Raw genomic sequence first — 17,731 nt, 5'->3', positions numbered from 1 at the left:
AAATCGAGGAGTATCAAGGAGACTTATGATGGAAAATCGTGTTTTAAATGCATTGAATACGTTAAACCAGCGGTATCCGGCTCTAGAAGTTTGCAGAGATGAAATTTTGAACGCTTTTGAAATCGTGAAGGACAGCTATGAAAACGGCGGAAAACTTATGATTTGCGGGAATGGCGGAAGTTGTGCGGATTCCCAGCACATTGTCGGTGAGCTGATGAAAAGTTTCACGATTAAAAGAAACACGACACCCAAGGACAGGGAAGCGCTGATTTCCCTATATGGTGAGGACGGGCAGTTCATGGCGGATCGATTGGAAAAAGGTCTGCCGGCAATCTCACTTGAATCTATGGCCGGCATCTCGACTGCGTTTAACAACGATGTTGAACCGGTTCTGGTGTATGCGCAACTTGCCTACAACTGCGGCAAGGCCGGCGATGTGCTTCTGGGAATCAGCACTTCCGGAAATTCAAAAAATGTTAATTATGCTCTTAAACTGGCGAAAGCAATGGGTATTAAGACGATTGGTTTAACCGGGCAGAACGGTGGCGTGTTCAACTATAGTTGCGACTGTGTCATCCACGCTCCTTCACTTGTTACATATCAAATTCAGGAATATCATTTGCCGATTTATCATGCGCTCTGCATCATGTTGGAGGAGCACTTCTTCGGGAATGCAGAATAAGGAAAAAGCTGTATAAACAGGCGGCCGGCGATGTGCTTGTGGTTTCGGATGCAGGCCGCTTTTCGCAGAACCGCGATTGGCTGCAGATTTCTGCAATGTGGCGAGCAGGTGAAAGTTGTTTTACTAGATAAATACGAAAAGGAAGAATTGACATGAATCACTCCATTGAATCTATAATCGGCAAAAATGTTTTGATTCTTGGCGACTTTATGGTAGATAAATATATTATCGGAAGAGTAACTCGTATTTCACCTGAGGCTCCGGTCCCTGTACTGAATGTGGAAAAGATCAGCCGCCGGCTCGGAGGCGCGGGCAATGTAGCAAATAATGTTGCCGCCCTGGGGGGGCGCACAAGGGTTATGACTTGTTTGGGCGACGACGAAAATGCGGACTGGATTAAAAAAATGCTTGCAGAAATTGGGTGCAACACGGATCTCGTGTTCAAAAATCCGGATTTAAAGACAATCTGCAAGACACGTGTTGTTGCCAAGAATCAGCAGTTCATTCGCATCGACGAAGAAGAGATTAAGCCCATCCCGGAAGATTTCTGCCAAACAATCTCTAAACGGGAAGATGAGATTTTTGCGGGTATCGACGCCGTTATCTTATCCGACTACGGCAAGGGCTGCATTACGCCTTGTGTAGCGCAAGCGGTAATCCGTGCCGCAAAACGGAGAGCTATACCGGTCGTTGTTGACCCGAAGGGGAAGGATTACCGGAAATATACAGGGGCGACTATTTGCACACCGAATACTGCGGAGTTGAGCGCAGTGTGTGGCAGTCCCATTGAAACGGAACAGGATGTTCAAGCCTTTGGTGAGCAGCTTAAAGAAGACATCTCGCTGACCCATCTTTTGGTGACGCGCTCCGAAAAAGGCCTCTCCCTGTTCAAAAACGGACAGAAACAAAAAATCGACTTTCCGGTTGTTCCCAAAGAAGTGATCGACGTCACCGGCGCAGGTGACACCGTGGTTGCCGTTATCGCATTGGGGTTGGGTGCCGGACTTGATGTGGAAGATTGTTGCCGTTACGCCAATCAGGCCGCGTCGATTTCCATTTCAAAATTCGGTGCTGCAACGGCTTCGGTTAGTGAAATTTTGGCTCTGGAAAATATTTCCACAGGAAAAATCAAGGAATTAAACCATTTGAAAGAAATTTGCAGACAGCTTAACGCGCAAGGGAAAAAAGTGGTGTTCACCAACGGTTGCTTTGACCTTTTGCACGCGGGTCATCTGGTTTCGCTTCAAACAGCAAAGTCCTTCGGCGATGTGCTGATTGTAGGGCTCAATAGTGACCGTTCGGTTAAAAGCCTTAAGGGCTACAGTCGACCTATCATTGACGAGCAGAACCGCGCTAAAATGTTAGCTGGGCTGGAGTGTGTGGATTACTTGACGATTTTTGATGAAGATACCCCGGAAAATCTGATCCAGGAAATCTGCCCCGATATTCTGGTAAAAGGGGAAGACTGGGAAGACAAAAAAATTGCCGGAGAAGACTTTGTTCTTGCCCACGGAGGTAAAATCGAGTATATTCCATTAAAGCCGGGCTTTTCAACTACGAATATCATTCAGAAAATCAAAGAGCAGTAAAGGGGCGTTTCCCGAGTGGAGAAAGCAGTTTTTTTTGACAGGGACGGTACGCTGATCCAGGAAATGAACTATCTGCGCCGCATAGAAGATATTCACCCCTATGAAGGGGCTGCGGAAGGCATTCGTTTGCTGCGCCGGCTGGGATATAAAATCATTGTGGTTTCAAATCAATCCGGTGTTGCAAGGGGCTATTTCACGATGGAAACCGTAGAAACAATCAACCGCGCTTTCCAGGAGATTTTTCAAAGTCTTAACGCGCCCATTGACGCGGTGTATTTTTGCCCGCATCATCCAAAAGGAATTGTTTCCGAGTACGCAATCGACTGCGATTGCCGGAAACCGAAAATCGGTTTGGCGGAAGAGGCGCAGAGGGATTTTGATTTGGATTTGACCCGGTGCTTTATGGTTGGCGACAAGCAAAGCGACATTGAATTTGGTCAGAACTTCCACGCGCGTGCGAACGTGTTGGTAAAAACCGGCCATGGCGTAGAGCAGCCCGCGGAAATCGGAGCGGATTTTGTCGCGCAGGACATTCAAGAAGCGTGCCGATGGATTGATAAGCAGACACAGCGAAAGGGTTGCTATTAACTCCAATACCACCCGGCCATTACGGCCTATTTTTTTGCGCCTGTGTTGTTTCTCCTCGCATCACCCCAAATATCCTCGTAAACACAAGAAAAATTCACTTCCGTATTACCGGAAGAATAAGGATGTGCTGAGTATGGTGTTTTCATCGTCAATATTTTTGTTTGTTTTCCTTCCGGTCGTATTGCTGATTTATTATTTAATCCGCCCGGAGTTCAGAAATCCGTTTCTTCTCATTGCCTCTCTGAGTTTTTATGCCTGGGCAAATCCGATATACATCTTTGTTATCCTGTTCGCAATTGTCGCAAATTTTTTGTTCGGCAAAGCGATTGCGAAAACATTAAAAAAAGGCAAGGGAACCCGCAGATTCATTCTTACCCTCGGAATTCTGTCGAACCTTGTTCCGCTGCTCTATTATAAGTATTATAACTTTTTCTTTACGACGGTGAACCAAATCGCAGGAACGGATTTCCCAATGCAGAACCACATACTACCGCTTGGAATTTCGTTCTTTACATTCTGCGGTATCGCCTACCTGGTGGATATTTACAAGCGCAAGACAGAGGTACAGAACAGTCTGGTCAATTTTTCCCTTTATCTGTCTTTCTTTCCAAAGGTGTCGCAGGGTCCTATTACCCGCTACGGCGACATGGCAGGTCAGTTGGAAAACCGGACCTGTACGGTAGAAAAATTCAGCGGAGGAATCCGGCGTTTTTCCATCGGCTTAGCCAAGAAAGTTCTGGTCGCTGACGTTTTGGGGCAGATGGTGGATTCCATCTACAATCTGCCTGCAAACCAGAATACGGCTGCGATTGCCTGGATGGCCTCAATCGGCTACACCTTTCAGATTTATTTTGATTTCAGCGGCTACAGCGATATGGCAATCGGTCTTGGGAAAATGTTCGGTTTCGACATCATGGAAAACTTCAACTATCCTTACATATCGAAGAATATCTCCGAATTCTGGCGCAGGTGGCACATTTCACTTTCCTCCTGGTTTAGGGATTATCTATATATCCCGTTGGGGGGAAACCGAACCGGGAACGTCTATGTGAACCTGATGATTGTTTTTCTGGTGACCGGCTTATGGCATGGTGCTGCATGGAACTTTATTATCTGGGGCATCTGGCACGGAATTTTCATCTTGCTGGAACGTGTTTTCCGTGTACATAAGATTCAGATCAAAGTTCCGCCCGTTTTCAAATGGTTGTATGCCATGTTCATCGTCAATATTGGCTGGGTGCTGTTTCGCGCTCCGGATTTGCATTACGCGCTAAACTTCCTCGGAGTTATGTTCGGTGTTGTACAGCCGGTTGATGTCGGCTTTACAATCAACTGGTACTTAAGCGGAAAAATGTTGTTCGCTTTTGTCGTCGCGGTATTGGCAAGTATCCCGTGGAAAAAAGTATTTCCCTGCTCTTTCAGCCAAGTGGAAGGAACCTACCTGGCAGTAATCAGTAAGAATGTATGGGCGGTTGTGCTTCTCTTCTTTTCCATTATGGGCGTTATGACTTCCACTTACAATTCATTTATTTACTTTAAATTTTAATGGGGCGATGAAAATGGCGTTTAAGAGACGAATCGAAAAGCTATTGATCTTCTGCTTTATTGTTGCTGTTTTTTTACCTCTGTTGCTGTCCAATAAGGTAGGCGGGCAAGTATCGAGTGTTGAAAAACGAACTCTTGCAAAGTTCCCGTCCTTTTTCAATCAGGACGGTTCCGTAACTTTAAGCGGTACCCGCAGCGGCTTGGAAAATTGGATTAACGATAATGCGGCATTTCGGCTTCCAATGCAGAAGCTTAATGCGGATCTTACGTTTAACCTCTTTCATTCTTCCCCTAGCAGTAAAGTGAAAATCGGCAAGAACGGCTGGTATTATTATACCGGCGATAATAATCTTGAAATTGCGTCTGGAACGTATCCCATGACACAGGATACATTAGAAAAAATTAAAGAGGCTCAGGTTGCTATACAGCAGGTACTGAAGAAAAAGGGAATCACCTATGTTCTTGTCCTTACCCCGAGTAAAGTTAGCGTATATCCTGAAAACTTGGTTGGTGATTTTCAGGTAAGGCAAACGGTAATTGATGAAGTTGCCGATTATTTGACAAAAAATACAACAATTCCTGTCATCAATTTAAAAAATGATTTACTTAAGGCAAAACAAAAGCAAACCGTTTACTTTAAGACCGACACGCACTGGAATCAGGTCGGAGCGTATGTCGGATATTCCGCGATTATAAACAGGCTGAATGACTTGGGAATAATTGATTCTAAGCCGACCGATATTACGACATATCCGTCGACTCATAAGGGTGAGTTTTCTGTGATGATGGGCGATGCTGATTTACTCCCTGCAGAACCGTTTCAGGCAACTAAAATCATCTCTCCAAAAGCCGAAAGGCTGGAAAGTGGCGATTTATACAATGAAATTGATTCTCTAGATCAAACGAATTATGTATATAAGCCATTTTATTTATATCATAATCCCAGCGTACAAAATAAAAAATTGTTGATATATGGAGACTCATTTTTTGAAAAATGGAATGTGGACCAATTGTTCGCTCAAAATTTTTCAGATTTGACGTATATATGGTCTTATTGCATACGCAACAATGTTGTCAATGCAGTAAAGCCAAACATTGTGATTCTTGAGCAGACGGAAAGATATATTACTAATCTGGCCAATGATCCTGACCCGTATCTTCTAAACGAGCCGCTACAGAATCCTCAGGCTCAAATTGTCTCTACCACAACTCCCACACAGATCGAACGCGGCAAGATGTACGATATTGATATCACGGTGAAAAATATCGGTACGGAAAGCTGGAGCGAGAAACAAATGATCCGTCTCTGCATTTTCCAGGACGGAAAAGATTGGGGATACCGGGTGAAACTGCCGGACGGCGTTGAAGTAAAACCCGGTGAGCAATATACATTTACATTGCATGATTTTCGGGATCCGCCCAACAATACAACCTATCTGGAATATCAGATGGCGCAAGAAGGTATTCAGTATTTCGGCCAGAAGCAGCGTGTGGATATTACAGTGAAATAAAAAACGGGGAACCCAAAAGAGTGGGTTCCCTGTTTTTTATTTGAGTACTAATATTAATAAATTTCAGCGTCCGCGGTAAAGCTGAACTGGAAATATCCGATTCCTTGTACCCTGATCCGGACATTGTGTCCGCCGCTCATATCGGTCGGGGCGCTGTTAACATCATGGTCATCCCAAGCGCTGCTGCAAAAAAAGCCCGACCTTGCCGGCAGTGCCGCTCGGCGAATAAACCTGCATGCTCGCCGAGCAACGTTTCTGTGTACGATAGGGAAAGGTCTGATCAAACGAGGTCAAGGCAGGTGGCACCTTGATCAGGATATTATCCTGACGTTCGAAAAATCTTTGGCAGAGAAGCAGTTCTTCTGCGTAAGGGCGTGGCGAAAATGCCGTTGCCGTCCCGCCAAGCTCCAGTTTTGCCCAGTTGAGAATATCGCCTGCCGCGAGGAAAATGGAAATCAATCTTCCAGAACGCTGTTCTATGACACAGGCGGCGGCAGAAGTCTTTAAACCGTGATGGTGGTTGCGGATTTTACACGCCAGCGGTCAGCAGTATAGACGTATTTTGAAGCATCCGTAATAGAAAAGGAAGTTCCCCGCTGCCACACGCTGAAATCGTTCAGAAGGAGATTTGGGTTGCTTGCGCCCACGTCCGCGGCAGTCGGCATTTGGACAAGCTTTTTCTGTGCATTCAGCGACGCAAGACTGCCCGCGGCACCTTTCTGTGTGCCAATTTTGGTGGCTATGGCGTCATTGAGATTTGATGCAATCGTTTCAAAGGAAGAGGCGGCTGCGTTTGCTCTTTGTGCTGCAGTATTCGCTGTCTGGCGCTTTCCGTCGCCGCTTTGCCACAGTATTTGCGGCTTCTGTCGCACTTATGGCACCGTGGCTGCCTAAGTAGCAGTATTGGCAACGCTATTTGCGCTAGTTGCCGCCGTTGCAGCGTCCGATATTGCCTGACAACCGCAATTCAATGCACTCTCGGCATCTTTTAAGGTTTCTTCCACCTTGTTCAGCGTGAGATCAAGCGCATGAGATTCCGAAGTGCTTTCAATCGCATTTTCCGTGTCGGAACAGGAAATGAAAAGCTCGGGAGCAGAAAATTTCAAAACGCTCCCGTTATTTGCCGTGACGCGGATTTCGCTATGTCTGGTGATGCCGCTCGTAACTTCAATTAACCGCTTTTTACGTTAATATTTAGCCAAAAAGGGAAATCTTTAAAAATATAACTTTCCTGAGATTGTTCACAATCTCGTTAATAAATTGCAAAATCTTTCATGAGGTAATTCTGCACGTAGTCTTTAACACCGGCTTCCAGCGAATAGAAAGGTTCGGTGTAACCCACGCTGCGCAGTTTGTCCATTTTTGCTTGGGTGTAATATTGATACTTGGTGCGTAATGATTCGGGCATTTCCACATAGGTAATATTTTCTTTAATTCCCATCGCAGCAAAAGTGTTCTTGCACAAATCATAGAAACTTCTAGCAGTTCCTGTCCCTAGATTGAACAGACCGCTGATTTTCGGATGATTTATCATATACATTATTACCTTGCATATATCCTTTACATACACAAAATCTCGAAGCTGCTGCCCATCTGCAAAGTCACTCCGATATGACTTGAAGAGCCCCATTTCTCCGGTTTCACGAATCTTATTAAACGAATGGAAAATAACACTAGCCATAGAACCTTTAAAATACTCGTTGGGACCGTAGACATTAAAAAATTTAAAGCCACAATGCTGCGCCGGTTTTTCGGTCTGCTTTTGCGCCCAAAGATCAAGCAACTGTTTGGAATAGCCATATCCATTCAATGGACGTAGTGCGGTAATATCTGCCTCATCATCAAAGCCGCATTCACCGCCGCCATAGGTGGCAGCGCTACTGGCATAAATAAAGCTAATGTGCTCCTTAGCACAGAACTTCCACAGTGCTTTGGTGAACTCAAAGTTGTTTCGATATAGAAAATCAAAATTTCTCTCTGTGGTAGATGAGCAGGCACCCATATGGATGATACAAGTAATTTTGCCTGCAAATTCGGGTAATCTGGGGAGAAACTCATCCCGGTTAATATACTCCGTGTAGCTCTTGTTTACCAGATTACGCCATTTTTCCGTACTGCCGATATGGTCTACTACAATGATATCTTTATAGCCGGCATCATTCAATGTTCGAATAATGCAGCTGCCAATAAACCCTGCTCCACCAGTTACAATTATACTCATTTTCTTGCGCTCCTTCTATGTAGTAAATATTATTAAGATGATGGGTTTACCCTTCATGAGGTTTTATACCGAGCATTTTCTGCCCGATTCTTCTGAATGGTAACATTAATGCCCAAAAACGCGGATATTTGCGCCGCAAAGCCTTAGCCAAAAACTTTAAGCTTTGCTTGACACCATAGATTTGATTTTGGTCGTAATATTGAAGCACATCCGAACGAGTGAGTTCCTCTTCGGGTTTATTGAATACTTCTTCTATTTTTTTGTAGCCTACTGAGTCGAGTGCAAGTGTATCTACCCAAGCCCTCATTTCAGTTGAGCCGGTTTTATTAAATTCAAGATTGGTAAGTTCGATTTCCGTATATTTGTCATTATACAGATATACGGGATAATATCCCGCATCCTGGGCGAAATACGCATATGACCGTTCTATGGCGTGTAGTATTGTTAGATCAGTCCGGTTCGGTTCCCGCGGAAAGTCTTTATATGACCAGCCGGTGCAGGAATACCCCGCAAACAGCTTCTTTAAAGCCTGCGGTCTGAACCAAAAACAAGTACCAAGCGGAGCAACACATAATGTGTGTTCGTTTATTTTAATATGTATATCAAAATCATCAAGAAGCTTTTTGGTATTATTAAAATTACCGGTCCAACCGGTGCCAAGATTATATGCATACCCGCTATGATTTGGATAGGGCGGAAAAGCAATGCCCAAGCGGTGCTCTTTCTCAAATAAATTTATAATATTGGAAACATACTCTTTGGATGCAAATAAATTCTCGTTAATTTTATATGACCATGAACGCCCGACGCTGTGTGGCAGCACCTGAGTGGTTTTTTTATCATGCGCAAAGCATATTAAATCATAATGGAAAACAAATTCGGCAGCTCCAACCAGTAGGCTGGAAACATCTCGCCCTCTGTTTTCAATTACGATTACGTTGCCTTTGAGTCCGGCTGCTTTCAGCTTTTTTTCTAACAATTCTTTTTTTTCCTCGGTGTTTGTTGTTATCAATATGTCTGTACCGTCGGGAAAGTTTTGCATATATGAGATGTTTTCATCAAATAAATCCTTGTAATATGCGTGATAGACAAGCCCCACCTTGAGTTTCTGTGTATCTTTGGGAGCCACGAATATGTCCCTTGGCAAAACCCGGTTCAGCTGGGCGCAACGCACGACGTCCGAAAGGCTGCTTGTCCTGAGTATGGAAGCCCATACCAGATCCATATCATAATCCGTTTCATTCTCAATAAAGGCAATCAACCTGGCAGTTGCCTCGCCGGCGGTGTTATTCAACACATCGGTATAATGATGGAAAAAGCTGCGTTTCTTGAAAAGAGGCATTCGAAAATCTTTCAGTAAATGCACCGGATTGTGCAAAAGAGGATAGTTATAGTCGTCCCTGTCATCACAGTAAACATCACCCTTATAGCCTCTGTCCTCAAAATAACCGGGGAAGGCATACTCGTAAATAGAGCCGGAAAGCGCATAACTGACATCTTCGGGTATCTCATGAAAGAAATCGACCAACAATCTGCTGGCAAGCAACGGCTTTCGGATAACCAAAAAATACGATTGAATATGTACATGGCTGTCGTTGTAATGCAGATAATCCTTGGTGCCTAACCAATCCGTTTTTAATCCCCAGGTAAGCCCCCAAAAGTCAATATCACGCCATTTGGCCCAGTCGAACACCTCTTTAAATGGATATATGGGGCCGAAGCAGGTATTGTTCATCAATACAAGTTCGTCATAGTTGTTCAGTTTGTCCCAACCAATATACTCAATCGCAGCCTTGTACGCGCCGATATCCATCCCTTTGTTTTCGCGCACATACACTTCATCTACGATTGCCTCTAACTTTTTCCATCCTTCCGGATTCAGTTTGCCGTTTACTACGCAGTGCAGAAAATTTATATTTTCTCGCAAATCTTTTAGTTGGTAAATGATATAATCGTCAATGATACCATCTTTGTCATAGATGAAGTATATGCACGCGCGTGTGGGATTGTCACTCAGAATCATATTACTTCGTTCCTTTCAGTAAACGCTTGAAAAAGCTGAATACAGCTCTTAACGGCGCTGTAATTTTCCAGGATTTGGATTGAAGAAGTCTGTCTCGCTCCGCGAAGGCATTGTCGCGTTCCGCGAAGGCGTTGTCGCGCTCCGCGAAGGCGTTGTCGCGCTCCGCGAAGGCGTTGTCGCGCTCCGCAAAGGCGTTGTCACGCTCCGCAAAGGCATTGTCGCGTTCCGCACCACATTGCCTGATCTGCTCATCTCTGTTTATGATTTCAGACGACATATAATGTGAGTAGTACTTTATATTTTGCTCGGCCTCAAAAAGCGTTAATATACGCAATCGAAACTCTATTTCTATGAAATCCTTGCAAGGTGACGTAATGATATATTGCGGATCCGTAGTGAGAAACCGATCCTGGGAATCCACTCTCATGGATACTTCTGCCGCTAATGGAATTTGCCCGTCGGCACTTTTCGCCGATCGTATCTCCACTTCGCAATATCGGCTTTCGATTGGGTCAAAACGGATTTTTTGGATTGACTTAAATGCAGAAATATCAAATCGGACTTTGTGCCACTCATCCCCGAAAACATTATTAATAGCAACCAATTTGCTTTTTTCCGACCAGCCGTCACCCGTGTCAATGAATAACTGAGAAACAAGCAAGTCACCCGGCAATAGCTGAGTATCCCGAAATTTTTCCTCCGCAAGAGCGGCCTGCGTAACCAATTCATAAGTGTTTGGCGCGATGGCGTCAGGTTCCAGCCTGCTTTCAACAATACGCTTTACTTTTTCAAAAAAAGCATCGTTTTCAACGATGCACTCATCGAGCATATCATAAACCGGCGCGCTGTTAACACAGTCCGAAAAATCATCGGTTTCCTCGAAATACTGCGGCTTATATTTATACGAATAAAATTTGTTGCTGAAAGGGTTTGCACAGATTGTTTTTTTTCCCATCAACATGGACCAATAAATCATATGAAAGCTGTTCGATATAACGATTTCGCTTTCGCCGATAAACTGTATGATTTCATTAAGGTCCGCCCGGTTTGTTATGGTATCGAAGTTCAGCCCGGGAATCGGATAATCCTTATGCCGCGCAATACCGTATTTACGGCGTATTTCGTACTTCTTCCGCAACTGTGGCAGCTTACAGGTGACATCAGGAAGATACGCAATACCGTAATCATTGTTATAATCGCGGACGGTAATCAGGGCAAAACGGTCAAACTCTATTTTTGTATCAAATGTTATATTATATTCTGTATGCGTATTAAAACCGGGTGACCAGGCAATCACCGCAGCGCCGGTGTGAAGAACCCGATTGATGATTCTGTTAGTAAACTCAGCATAATCAAACATACCGCCGCCGCCGATGATGACCACATCGGTAGGGGAGATGCTGTCAAAGTCAACATACCGCATATCGTGACGTTTTATTTGATACTGCTTGAAGTAATCATAATAATGTAAAAGGGGACAGACAACTCGATCACCGCAGTTGGTGTCATCTAATCGATTTATAAAATGTAATGTATTTCCTTTTGGAATCAAAGCCCTACCTCCTGAATAACCTGATCAACCAGTTCAGTCATTTGCTCAACGGAAACGGCCTGAATGCACACGCATGGATGCCCATCTTTCAGGCATTCCAAGCATTCGGGATTTTTCTCACCAACAATATCCCAATCCCAAGTGCAATAATAGCATGGCATTTCCTTGTAGGCGACCAGCGGTAAGTGCTCGTCCGGCTTGACATCTTCTACGCCATACGGTAAAAAACGCTTAAAATGCCAACCGCCTACATTTACGACGGACGGCGTGTTTGTTGCCGCCGCGATATGTACACCGCTTGTGTCGTTCGACACAATAAACTTAGCGTTTCCAATAAGGTCAATTACGTCAGACATCGAGGTCTTACCGGTAAGGTCAATGATCGACATTTTAACAACCGTATTCAGATGGGACTTTAAGTTATCCGAAACCCATTGCTCGTTTGCGGCACCGAGAATAACACCGGTAAGTCCGGTCTTATCGTAAATATGCTCGGCAATCTTAGCATATCTGTCAGCCGGCCAGAATTTTCGAACAAGAGAGCCGCCCGGATAGAGGACATAATAATCACCGGATACGAAATTCTGCTTGCCATAAGGAAGTTTTGGCATGGTTATCTTATATTCCGGGCCGCAAATGCCGCGCACAAATGCGCCGTAATATGCAAATTCGCTCACTACACCGCGTGGATACGGAATAAACTTATCGTATAGAAAGTTCGTCATTTTTATCCATTTGGGGCTGCTGTTTCCGTGCGGAGTAAGGGGCTCGATTGAAATACGTTTATTGCATTTTACAGCAGCGGCAATGATATCCGCTATTGGATATTTGGAAAGCTGTGGCTGCAAAAGGATATCATAAGTGTCGTCCTGTAACTCAGCAATCAAGGCATCCATCATATCCCAATTAATCGCTTCAGGTCTGAAATCGACGGTAATAATTCGATCAAACACGCCTAAGTGTTCATATACGGGGCGAGAAATTGACAAGCATACCATTGTCATTTCACGATCTTTATAAAACTCGCGAAGTGCAAGCGCAGCGCTTGTGAACATCGTACAATCACCAATTAAGTCAAGGCGAAGCATGATTACTTTACGGCTTTTGTATTTCCAAAAATGAAGCTTTGAGGGAATTGCATACTTCAAAAAAAACAGTTCGCTCCGCCTCCGGCGAAAAAAGTCAAATCTTTTTTGAATAAAAGTTTTCATTTATATCTATCACTCCGCGATCGTTTTCAATTACAGCAGTTCTTTCAAAACGTTTTTTAATTGCTCTATTTTCGGGGTTTGACTATTCACGTTCTCTCGATTTTAAATTATATCATATGAAAATTTACGAAACAATGAAAATAGTACATATTAGGAGAATTTTAGGAGAAACTATTTCCAATTTGCAAGTCTTAAACATAAATAATATGTGCGATTTTTCGCGCAAATGAATGTTTAAAGAAGTCCTCTTGAAATAAAGTCCTTATCCTTTGAAGTTTTGGTTGCTGAGGAAGGGCAACATATTTTTTTAATATTTCGATCTGATCTTCCGTCAACTTATCAGAATAGGTATCGAGGAAACACTGAGCTTGCAGATAAGTCCTATTTATAGCGGTTCGGATCTCATCAGCACGAAACATTTTGTGAATTTGGTATTTCAAACTTTTTACATCTGCGACGCCGACCGAATTATCACTATGTTGCCGATATTGTATCGTCTGCGTATTCAAACTGGAAACATGGCCAAAGCAGCTTGCAACCAGCATAATCCACCAGTCGTGCATCACACAGTATTTGGGTTCTTCTTTTATTAGATTACACAATGATTTGTTAAACATTGCAGTACAACCTGTTAGGGTGTTTTGGTTCACCAGGTGATTCAACTGTATCCTAGAATAATCCGCATCCAGCATTTTTTTAAAAGATGGGTTGATTACTTTTAATCCGCTGTCTACCACCGTCAAATCGGTATGTACTAAAAGGGGAGTTTCCTTACCGTATTGTTGTTGCATCTTTTTCATTTCATTCAATGTAATTTCAATCTTATCAGGATTCCAGACATCGTCCTGGTCACATAACATTACATAGTCTGCATCTTTATGAGACAGAAGCAGACTAAAGAAAGTATGTTTTGCGCTCCCCGAATTCTTTTCGCTTTTCTCAATAAATATTTTATTTGGAAACCTTTGGTGATAGTTTTGCAAAATTTCAAAGGTTCTATCGTTTGAGCAATCATCGCGGATAAATATCTCAAAATCCTGAACAGATTGGTTTAATAAAGAATCTAATTGCTCCTCGATATATTTTTCACCATTGTAAGTTGCCATTAAAATCGATATCATAGTGCATCTCCACCAGTTTAAGTAATGAGAATCCGATTACCTATAAGTTGTGATATTTCTTTAATCCATGAATAGCATAAAAACAAAAGTAATAAAAACTTGTAATCGGATTCATTTTGCAAAATTTACGGTAAATATTCCATCGGTTTTTTGCTGCATTGAGTTTGTTATAAGACCTACCTTTTTGAGAAATACGATATTTTAATAGTACATCCTTACATCCGATTGCTTTATAACCGGATTTTAGTAATTCAAGCCAGAAAACAAAATCTTCGTGGAAGAACTCGGATGTCATTTTGTGTTTTTGAGTCAATTCGGAGCGAAGAATAACGGATGAACAACATATAAAATTTTCTTTCAAAAGATCATTATAAGAGCAGGAATCCGGTATGATGCGAGGAACTCCGATTTCTTTTCCAATATCGTTGATGTAGGAATATGAGGAATAGCAAAAATCGAATTTGGTGTTTTGCAGGAGGGCGATTTGCCGTTCTATTTTTTGGGGTTCCCAAATGTCATCCCCGTCCAATAAAGCAATATATTCTCCTTGGGCGTTTTTAAAGCCGATGTTACGGCTTTGAGCAACTCCGAGATTCTTTGGGTTTTCAATGAGATGGATTCGCATGTCTTTTTCTGCAAGATTTTTTACAATATTTAATGATCCATCGGTAGATTGGTCATTAATAACTAATACTTCTAAATTTGCATAAGATTGGTTTAGCGCAGACCGGATAGTTTGTTCTATCGTTTCTGAACAATTATACATTGGTATGATTACTGAACACAATTCCTTGCCCATTGTAAATGCCTTTCCATCAGCTTTCCACTTTATTATAACTTATTTATTAAGTAAAAGCTTAATATAATTTATTATAACATAACAAAAAGCCGTTCGTACACTATTCAATAAAATAATTCAGAGGCAGGAAGATTTACTTTTCCCAACAACAAATAAAGCCAGAGATTCCGTTCTCTTCTTCATCGAAGAGACCCCCGGAATCCCTGGCTTTTTTCTCTGTCCTACCAAAATGTAAAATCGTTCATTTAAGCTACAACCATATGTACAGTACTTTTGCTCACACCAAACTTTTTGGCTGCGCCGCGCACGGTGGTTTTATTTTTGATTATGTACTCGCCGAGCTCCACGGCGCGCTCTTCAACAATGCCTTTCACGTTTCTTCCTCCCAACTTCCAATTGGTAATAGTTATGCATGGAGGGGGAGAAATAGTACAGATTCCGTAGGATGTGGGCAAAATTGCACCGGACAACAAGTCTTTTCAAAAAAGGCACTTCTTTAAGTGCCTTTTTTATTTTAAACAAAAATCCATATTTTTCTATATAAAAAAGTGATATAATGTCACCATGAAAAAATGGAAGCTTCCCTGTATTTTTTTTAAGATAGGCGCATTCCTGTAAGGGGTAAAAATGAGATTTGAAAAAAAGACAGCCTCACGTAAAATTTGAGCGGATGAAACCTAGCCGGGTGGAATCCAACTCAAAATAACGAGGGGCATCAATATGAATTTTACCCAGAATGAGAAGTTAAATCAAGTCACAATCGAAACAATCGTCATCGGAGTAGACATTGGTAGTGAAACGCATTACGCCAGAACGTTTGACTGGCGGGGCATTGATTTAGGAAAGGTATACCGCTTCTCCAATAACGGAGAAGGATTCGCGGGCTTCTTGGCCGAGGTCGGAGATTTGGGACGCTTCCGATCACCCAAACAGATTCAGAAGTTGGCGGGCTTAGCTATCTGTGAAAACAGTTCCGGTAAATACCACGGACAAAGCGGAATCAGCAAACGAGCAAGGCGGTGTCTTCGGGCGTTGCTGTTCCGAGCCGTTCTTCCGCTGGTAGCAACAAACAGAGAATTCGCCGAAATCCATAACTATTACACCAGTCGCAAGGGTAATCCGCTGAAGAAAAAGCAATCCCTCATTGCTTCGCCATCCAGTAGCAGTGGTAGCACCATTGATTGGCCCTTTCGGAAGCGTCACAACCGGGCTGAAGCAATGCAAGTCAATAAAAAAGAGCAGGTAGTCAGTCGGATATTAACCATCAGAGCAATGACGGTTTAGGAGCATTACTGATACCCATCTGCGGGTAGGCAGAACGAAGGAATTTAGGGCAATGACCCTGTTAGACATGGGAGGTTTGCTGCCGCAGGAAGAATGGGTTACCATGGCCCCCAAATCGTGAAACTGGCGACGCTTTGGTTCTTATACCCATTTTTCCATGGCCTACCGGATGCGGTGCTGCTTCGCAATTGCTCTTTTTGATTTGATGTAATCCTATGAAAACACGAGATAATCGAAGAAAATCGTTAGTTGTTATAGGGAGTGATAATATGTTCCTGTTGATGCTTGCCGCTATGGATGACAGCGATGACAAATTGTTTATGATGGAGTTATATAAGGAATATTACCCGCTTGTGCGCAAAACCATTTATCGTATTCTGCTGGACGGCAGGGATATTGACGATCTTGTAAATGATGTTTTTATTAAATTAATTGAAAAAATTCCGTTAATTCGCTCTTTAGACTGTTGCAAAACGGCCGCCTATGTTGTCTATACATCTAAAAGCGTAACAATCAATTACATAAAGCATCGGGATGTGCAGAGGAAACATGGTTTTTACGGGGGCGAATCCGATATGCAAGATGAAATAGCCGGAGCGGATAGTGTTGAAGATTTTATTATTCGTCACGAGACAATGAATTCCCTGTCAAATGCTGTTTTAAAGCTGCCTGAACGGCAAAGGGATTTATTGTACTTTAAGTATGTGTTGGGGAAAACGGATATGGAAATTGCCCAAGATCTTTCCATCAGTCCGGACAGCGTACGCGAATATTTAACTAGGGCCAGAAGGGCCGCGAAAAAATTAATAGAGAGCGGGAGTTCATCGGAATGCTAGACAGGGGCAAAGACCAGCTTCGGAATAAGCTTTACGAAGATTACGAAAACAGCCTGTTTAAACTCATCATGTTTGAGGCGGCGGAAAAAGAAGGAAGGGTATTCCTGGAAGAAAATGAGCAGTTAAAAAAAGATCCGGCGTATCTTCCGTCTGCAGATGAAGAAAATCGGTTCCGGAAACAGTTGAATCGCAATATTCGGAAAAGGACATATCCCTCCGGCGGAAAGCTGCTGTGCAGCTTTGCCAATAAGGTTGCCGTTGCCATGCTGGTCGTTGTTTTTGCGTTTACGGGAGCCGTTTTTACGGTTCAAGCTTTCCGCGCAGACGTATTGAATTTTTTAATCCGTATCGAGCCGGAATATACTTCCATTCAGCTTGACGGGAGTGAAAATAATAAGGAGCAAAACCTGGCGGTAAACTGGAAAAATGCATATGTGCCTGCGTACATCCCCGATGACTTTAAGGCCGACAGTCTTTACTATTCAGACCCTTTGAAAACCATCACTTACCATAAAAAGGGGAACAATAAAGAATTTATCGTTTATTCGGAATACGACGCTTCAAACGATGTGGAGCTTGATACCGAAAATGCGTCGCTGATTAAAATTATTCTGGTTCACGGGCATAAGGGGACTCTCGTTATAAAAAATTCCATAGTATCCGTTACATGGGAAATGGATGGGCACATTTTTACTGTAAAAGCAAAGCAAAACGAGGATGAAGTTATTAAAATTGCCCAAAATGTAAATTTTGTAAAATAATTTGTTGC

At 42.9% G+C, this 17,731-nt stretch carries 16 protein-coding genes and 2 pseudogenes; 8 read left to right on the top strand and 10 right to left on the bottom strand.

The features are described from left to right. Window positions 1–28 precede the first annotated feature (28 nt). From P9B68_RS07215 to P9B68_RS07195, 5 genes are all read left to right on the top strand, one after another. Window positions 29–682 (top strand): D-sedoheptulose-7-phosphate isomerase, encoded by a 654-nt coding sequence (locus P9B68_RS07215; protein ID WP_277668751.1) that lies wholly within the window; start codon window positions 29–31, stop codon window positions 680–682. A gap of 152 nt (window positions 683–834) precedes the next feature. Beyond that, a complete protein-coding gene (gene rfaE1 / locus P9B68_RS07210; RefSeq protein WP_277668750.1) occupies window positions 835–2,271 on the top strand; it encodes a D-glycero-beta-D-manno-heptose-7-phosphate kinase in 1,437 nt (478 codons plus the stop codon). Between the two features lie 15 nt (window positions 2,272–2,286). Next, on the top strand, window positions 2,287–2,859 hold the full coding sequence (locus tag P9B68_RS07205; RefSeq protein WP_277668749.1) for a D-glycero-alpha-D-manno-heptose-1,7-bisphosphate 7-phosphatase: 573 nt from the start codon (window positions 2,287–2,289) through the stop codon (window positions 2,857–2,859). A gap of 133 nt (window positions 2,860–2,992) precedes the next feature. Then, window positions 2,993–4,405, top strand: coding sequence for an MBOAT family O-acyltransferase (locus tag P9B68_RS07200; protein WP_277668748.1), 1,413 nt, complete (start codon window positions 2,993–2,995; stop codon window positions 4,403–4,405). A gap of 13 nt (window positions 4,406–4,418) precedes the next feature. After that, on the top strand, window positions 4,419–5,915 hold the full coding sequence (locus P9B68_RS07195) for an alginate O-acetyltransferase AlgX-related protein (RefSeq protein ID WP_277668747.1): 1,497 nt from the start codon (window positions 4,419–4,421) through the stop codon (window positions 5,913–5,915). A gap of 168 nt (window positions 5,916–6,083) precedes the next feature. Here the strand turns inward: P9B68_RS07195 and P9B68_RS07190 are convergent, their stop codons facing one another. The 10 genes and pseudogenes from P9B68_RS07190 to P9B68_RS07145 form a co-directional block, all read right to left on the bottom strand. Then, window positions 6,084–6,374 carry a hypothetical protein gene (locus P9B68_RS07190; protein ID WP_277668746.1) on the bottom strand — a complete coding sequence of 97 codons (291 nt, stop codon included), beginning with the start codon at window positions 6,372–6,374 and terminating at the stop codon, window positions 6,084–6,086. A 44-nt stretch (window positions 6,375–6,418) separates the two neighbouring features. Continuing rightward, window positions 6,419–6,787, bottom strand: a complete 369-nt coding sequence (locus P9B68_RS07185) for a hypothetical protein (protein ID WP_277668745.1) — start codon at window positions 6,785–6,787, stop codon at window positions 6,419–6,421. 18 nt (window positions 6,788–6,805) lie between these two features. Beyond that, entirely contained in the window at window positions 6,806–7,021 is a 216-nt protein-coding gene (locus tag P9B68_RS07180) for a hypothetical protein (protein ID WP_277668744.1), read from the bottom strand. A 146-nt stretch (window positions 7,022–7,167) separates the two neighbouring features. After that, window positions 7,168–8,136: an ADP-glyceromanno-heptose 6-epimerase gene (rfaD, locus tag P9B68_RS07175; protein ID WP_277668743.1), complete on the bottom strand. Its 969-nt coding sequence runs from the start codon at window positions 8,134–8,136 to the stop codon at window positions 7,168–7,170. Between the two features lie 46 nt (window positions 8,137–8,182). Continuing rightward, the gene (locus P9B68_RS07170; RefSeq protein ID WP_277668742.1) at window positions 8,183–10,159 is read right to left on the bottom strand and encodes a rhamnan synthesis F family protein; all 1,977 of its coding nucleotides are present in this window, start codon (window positions 10,157–10,159) and stop codon (window positions 8,183–8,185) included. 1 nt (window position 10,160) lies between these two features. Further along, entirely contained in the window at window positions 10,161–11,711 is a 1,551-nt protein-coding gene (locus P9B68_RS07165; RefSeq protein WP_277668741.1) for a polysaccharide pyruvyl transferase family protein, read from the bottom strand. Continuing rightward, window positions 11,708–12,766, bottom strand: a complete 1,059-nt coding sequence (locus P9B68_RS07160) for a glycosyltransferase family 9 protein (protein WP_277668740.1) — start codon at window positions 12,764–12,766, stop codon at window positions 11,708–11,710. The genes P9B68_RS07165 and P9B68_RS07160 overlap by 4 nt, the downstream gene beginning before the upstream one ends. 347 nt (window positions 12,767–13,113) lie before the next feature. Next, window positions 13,114–14,043, bottom strand: a complete 930-nt coding sequence (locus P9B68_RS07155; protein ID WP_277668739.1) for a glycosyltransferase family 2 protein — start codon at window positions 14,041–14,043, stop codon at window positions 13,114–13,116. A 40-nt stretch (window positions 14,044–14,083) separates the two neighbouring features. Further along, complete coding sequence (locus P9B68_RS07150; protein ID WP_277668738.1) at window positions 14,084–14,842, bottom strand: glycosyltransferase family 2 protein; 759 nt, start codon at window positions 14,840–14,842, stop codon at window positions 14,084–14,086. A gap of 260 nt (window positions 14,843–15,102) precedes the next feature. After that, a pseudogene (locus P9B68_RS07145) lies at window positions 15,103–15,216 on the bottom strand (sporulation transcriptional regulator SpoIIID); the annotation flags it as partial. Between the two features lie 508 nt (window positions 15,217–15,724). On the opposite strand from P9B68_RS07145, the pseudogene P9B68_RS07140 reads away from it, so the two are divergent. The 3 genes and pseudogenes from P9B68_RS07140 to P9B68_RS07130 all read left to right on the top strand — a co-directional run. Further along, a pseudogene (locus P9B68_RS07140) lies at window positions 15,725–15,991 on the top strand (transposase); the annotation flags it as partial. Between the two features lie 404 nt (window positions 15,992–16,395). After that, window positions 16,396–16,962, top strand: a complete 567-nt coding sequence (locus P9B68_RS07135; protein WP_277668737.1) for a sigma-70 family RNA polymerase sigma factor — start codon at window positions 16,396–16,398, stop codon at window positions 16,960–16,962. Beyond that, window positions 16,956–17,723, top strand: coding sequence for a DUF4367 domain-containing protein (locus P9B68_RS07130; protein ID WP_135660320.1), 768 nt, complete (start codon window positions 16,956–16,958; stop codon window positions 17,721–17,723). The genes P9B68_RS07135 and P9B68_RS07130 overlap by 7 nt, the downstream gene beginning before the upstream one ends. Window positions 17,724–17,731 lie beyond the last annotated feature (8 nt).

Source organism: Caproiciproducens galactitolivorans (genome assembly GCF_029266045.1).
Taxonomy (GTDB): domain Bacteria; phylum Bacillota; class Clostridia; order Oscillospirales; family Acutalibacteraceae; genus Caproiciproducens; species Caproiciproducens galactitolivorans.
The sequence above is the reverse complement of the archived record's forward strand: the minus strand, read 5'-3'. Positions and strand labels throughout refer to the sequence as shown.

Coding starts and splice junctions, on each gene's coding strand:
- P9B68_RS07150 (WP_277668738.1), bottom strand. CDS start 14,842: ATGGGCAAGGAATTGTGTTCAGTAATCATACCAATGTATAATTGTTCA.
- P9B68_RS07200 (WP_277668748.1), top strand. CDS start 2,993: ATGGTGTTTTCATCGTCAATATTTTTGTTTGTTTTCCTTCCGGTCGTA.
- rfaE1 (WP_277668750.1), top strand. CDS start 835: ATGAATCACTCCATTGAATCTATAATCGGCAAAAATGTTTTGATTCTT.
- rfaD (WP_277668743.1), bottom strand. CDS start 8,136: ATGAGTATAATTGTAACTGGTGGAGCAGGGTTTATTGGCAGCTGCATT.
- P9B68_RS07170 (WP_277668742.1), bottom strand. CDS start 10,159: ATGATTCTGAGTGACAATCCCACACGCGCGTGCATATACTTCATCTAT.
- P9B68_RS07215 (WP_277668751.1), top strand. CDS start 29: ATGGAAAATCGTGTTTTAAATGCATTGAATACGTTAAACCAGCGGTAT.
- P9B68_RS07155 (WP_277668739.1), bottom strand. CDS start 14,043: ATGATATCGATTTTAATGGCAACTTACAATGGTGAAAAATATATCGAG.
- P9B68_RS07160 (WP_277668740.1), bottom strand. CDS start 12,766: ATGTTCACAAGCGCTGCGCTTGCACTTCGCGAGTTTTATAAAGATCGT.
- P9B68_RS07135 (WP_277668737.1), top strand. CDS start 16,396: ATGTTCCTGTTGATGCTTGCCGCTATGGATGACAGCGATGACAAATTG.
- P9B68_RS07195 (WP_277668747.1), top strand. CDS start 4,419: ATGGCGTTTAAGAGACGAATCGAAAAGCTATTGATCTTCTGCTTTATT.
- P9B68_RS07130 (WP_135660320.1), top strand. CDS start 16,956: ATGCTAGACAGGGGCAAAGACCAGCTTCGGAATAAGCTTTACGAAGAT.